Consider the following 3,496-nt stretch of genomic DNA (forward strand, 5'->3'; position numbering starts at 1 on the left):
TCTTATCCCCGCCGCAGCAGGTAGACACCCACCCCGGCCAGCACCAGCAACAAACCGGCCGCGCCCAGGACAATCATGCCCAGGTTGCCGCCGAACAGCCCGCCCCCGTCGGCCTCGACGGCTGCCTCGCCGGTCGCCTCGGCCGGAGCTGTCGGTTGGGCGGCGCTGTCGGCCTCAGCCGCGGCCACCGTCTGCGAGATGCCAAAGGCCACGGTGTAGGATTCGTTGTTGGCGATGGACACCGCCCAGTTGTCCTCCGTCGTCGGCGCGTAGCCGGTCGGCGGGTAGAGTTGCAGCTGGTAGGAGTCGGCCTCGTTCAGTTCGAAGCAGTACGGTTCGCTGGCGCCATCGGTGATGTAGGTCGAGATGGTGCGGTTGGCCTGGGAGATGGAGATGGCCGCGTTGGCGACCAGCGCCTCGCCCTCGTTGCGCTGGCCGTCATTGTTGGCGTCGTCAAAGGCAGCCACGCAGATCGTCCCGGCCACCGTGCCCGCCTGGGGCGTTACCTCGGTGGTACCCTCCGGTGCGACTTCCCCTTCAGTCGTGGCCTCGGCCGTCGCGCCGCCCTCCACGGTCGCCTCGGGCGTGGCCGCGGGGTCAGTCGTGGCGTCGGCGGCGGGCGTGCCGTCGCCGGCGGTGGGCGTGGTCGCGCCAGCCGGCAGGATGATCACCTCGTCGCCCGGAGCCAGGAAGGCCGGGCTGCCGTTGCGCTCCTGGAGGACGGGCAGCGCCTCCTCGGCCGACAGGCCGAGCAACGACGCGTACCGGATGGCGATGACCCACATGGTGTCGCCCTCCTGCACGATGTGGACGACAGCCCCATCGGCGCGCGGCGTCGGCGCGACGACGGTCGCCGGCTGCGCGGCGGGCGCGGCCGGGGCAGCGGGCTGGCCGGCCACCGGGGCGGCTGTCGGCTGTTGGGCGGCCGGCGCGGCGGTTGGCTGGGCCACCGTCTCGTTGAGCGCCGTCAGGCTAGGCGCGTCGAAAAAGAAGCCGTTGTTCCGGTAAGGGTAGGTCGAGGCCATCTCGATGTAGATGGTCATGTTAGGCTGGGTCGCCACGAAGTCGTGGACGAAGGTCGAGTAGGATTGGTTGAAGTTGGCGATGGACTCGGCCGTCCACCAGCCGCTATAGCCAATGGCGTTCTCGTCGCGCCAGGCGGCCCCGACCGGCCCCGCCCCCAGCCGCACACGAGCGGTGTCTTTGCGCTCCGGGGCGACCTTCCTGCCGTCCTTGAAGTCCTCGAACACGTCCACGTAGATCGGCACGGCCAGGCGGTACTTGCGGCCGACCTCCAGCCCTTCCACGTCCTGCGTCAGCGCCGTCCAGAGGGGCGCGAAGGTGTTCCAGAGCTTCAGGGTGTACGACCCGTCGCGCCAGTAGAACTCCTCGCCGGCCGGCGCGCCGGTGATGTTCCATACGACTGTCTCCGGCCGGGTTGTATCCCATTGCCCGCCGAAAATCTTTTCCTGATTCGACCAGACCAGCCGCCAGCCATTGGGGATGACGAGTTGGACGATGCCGTCCTGGAAGTAGTGACCATCCTCAAAGCCGGGGTTCTCCAGCAGGTTGGTCTGGGCCTGAACCGGAGCGAACGCCACCAGCCCGGCCAGCGCCACAATGAGGGCAGCAAGGAGCGACGGCAGTCTTGTGTTGCGCATGATGTTTCTTCAACTCCTACAAATGAGGCGGCCCGGCTCGCGGCTTGGCCGGCGATGGGCAGCAATGTGGCGCGCCCCGCGGCGCGCCCAGACGGACAACAGCATATCTTAACAGCAGGTGGCGGCGCGCACCAAATTTGCCGGCGGCGCATGAGTAGTAGCTTAACGCTAGATCGCCGCCATCGCGGCGGCCGGGTGCAATCGAACGAAGAGCCGGCGTGTCGCCGGTGCTCCATGGCGCAGGTTGAGCCGGTGAGAAGACGCGCGCCGCCGGAAGCAGTAGAATGACGGGCAACACGTCGCGCCCCGAACGCCGCGACGGTGGAGTGAACCTATGAACAACCTCTATTCACGATACGAACGAATTGATAAGGCCATCACGACGTGGATGGCCCGCTACGGGTTGCTGTTGCTGCGTCTCAGCCTGGGCATCGTCTTCTTCTGGTTCGGCTTCCTGAAGTTCTTCCCCGGCCTCAGCCCGGCCCAAGACCTGGCGACACGCACCATCGAGACGCTGTCCTTTGGGCTGATCCAGCCGGCCGTGTCCATCTACATTCTGGCCGTGTGGGAGTGCCTCATCGGGCTGGGGCTGCTGATCGGCCGCACCATGCGCGTCACCCTGCTGCTGTTGTTCGCCCAGATGCTCGGCACGATCAGCCCCATTCTCCTGTTCCCCAACGAGGTCTTCACCCGCATCCCCTACGCGCCAACGCTGGAGGGGCAGTACATCATCAAGAATATGGTGCTGATCAGCGCGGCGCTGGTGCTGGGGGCGACGGTGCGCGGCGGAGGTATGGTCGTGGAGCCGGGACGGCCCATTGAACGGCCGGGGGCGGGACTGCCGGAAGGGTAGATGCAACTCCAGCAGGGGTACGCACCGATTGATCAAGCCAGCGCTTGCCCAGCGCGTTGACACCAAGGTGTCAACAGTGATAAAATCCGAGTAACAGGTGCAAGATGGAAAAAACACGGATTCAGGTCTATGCCGAACCAATTCTAAAACGGCGTATCGAATTAGCGGCGGCCAAACGGGATATGCCCGTGACTGAATACTGTCTAGCTGCTATTGTACAACGATTGGCAGAAGATGAGGTTCTGGAAGCCCGACAGGTGGTAATTGACGTAGAGCGCGAACAGACAGAAGCGCTTGTCCCTACGCTGCGCGCCCTTCACGACAGCATCTTGATCCGCCGTCATGGTACCCTAATCGACACTGATACAACCCTGGAGAAAGTGCGCCGTGAGCGAGGGGATGAACTTCTCAACAGTCTGCGTTGATGCCAGCATCATTATCAAAGCGCTTGTTCCTGGGCTACACTCCGATAAAGCGATCGAACTCCTTGAAAAATGGCTATTCGAGGATATTAGTTTGGTAGCACCTACCTTGCTGGCCTTCGAAGTTACTTCCGTGCTGCGTCAAGAGGTTTACTTAAAGAATCTTGTCGCTGACGAGGGCGATGCCGCCTTCCACGCGTTCCTGCAAATGCCCATTCGCTATTCAAGACGCAATGAAGTCGTGAAACTGGCATGGCAGTTGTCCAAGATGCTAAACCGCTCGCGCGCCTATGACACCGCCTATCTGGCGGTCGCCCAACTCAACCGTTGCGAGTTCTGGACGGCCGACAAACGTCTCTATAACGCCGCCCACCCGACGCTGGCCTGGGTGCGCTGGATCGAGGAGAGCTTGTAGCGCGGGATGGCATCCCGCCTCTTCTCGCAAGCGGACGCGGGATGCCATCCCCCGCTACAAGGTACGGCGGTGCTGCTCGCCGCTTATCCTGCCTCGATCAACTCCTCTACATCCCCTGGCACGGCCACTCCACGCCCCGGCGCCA

At 63.9% G+C, this 3,496-nt stretch carries 4 protein-coding genes; 3 read left to right on the top strand and 1 reads right to left on the bottom strand.

Features of this window, described 5'->3' with window-relative positions; all coding sequences use genetic code 11:
• Nucleotides 1-2: 2 nt before the first annotated feature.
• Nucleotides 3-1,661 (bottom strand): hypothetical protein, encoded by a 1,659-nt coding sequence (locus ACE3UY_RS05305; protein WP_374686512.1) that lies wholly within the window; start codon nt 1,659-1,661, stop codon nt 3-5.
• Between the two features lie 334 nt (nt 1,662-1,995).
• On the opposite strand from ACE3UY_RS05305, the gene ACE3UY_RS05310 reads away from it, so the two are divergent.
• The 3 genes from ACE3UY_RS05310 to ACE3UY_RS05320 all read left to right on the top strand — a co-directional run bounded on the left by ACE3UY_RS05310 (nt 1,996) and on the right by ACE3UY_RS05320 (nt 3,351).
• Nucleotides 1,996-2,514 (top strand): DoxX family membrane protein, encoded by a 519-nt coding sequence (locus ACE3UY_RS05310; protein WP_374686513.1) that lies wholly within the window; start codon nt 1,996-1,998, stop codon nt 2,512-2,514.
• 104 nt (nt 2,515-2,618) lie between these two features.
• On the top strand, nt 2,619-2,939 hold the full coding sequence (locus ACE3UY_RS05315) for a hypothetical protein (protein WP_374686514.1): 321 nt from the start codon (nt 2,619-2,621) through the stop codon (nt 2,937-2,939).
• Nucleotides 2,902-3,351 carry a type II toxin-antitoxin system VapC family toxin gene (locus ACE3UY_RS05320; protein WP_374686515.1) on the top strand — a complete coding sequence of 150 codons (450 nt, stop codon included), beginning with the start codon at nt 2,902-2,904 and terminating at the stop codon, nt 3,349-3,351. The genes ACE3UY_RS05315 and ACE3UY_RS05320 overlap by 38 nt, the downstream gene beginning before the upstream one ends.
• Nucleotides 3,352-3,496: the final 145 nt, after the last annotated feature.

Origin of the sequence: Promineifilum sp. (SeqCode), from assembly GCF_041918635.1 — a bacterium.
Classification (GTDB): domain Bacteria; phylum Chloroflexota; class Anaerolineae; order Promineifilales; family Promineifilaceae; genus Promineifilum.

Excerpts from the sequence above, each read along its gene's own strand:
- ACE3UY_RS05315 (WP_374686514.1), top strand. The coding sequence starts at position 2,619 with ATGGAAAAAACACGGATTCAGGTCTATGCCGAACCAATTCTAAAACGG.
- ACE3UY_RS05305 (WP_374686512.1), bottom strand. The coding sequence starts at position 1,661 with ATGCGCAACACAAGACTGCCGTCGCTCCTTGCTGCCCTCATTGTGGCG.
- ACE3UY_RS05310 (WP_374686513.1), top strand. The coding sequence starts at position 1,996 with ATGAACAACCTCTATTCACGATACGAACGAATTGATAAGGCCATCACG.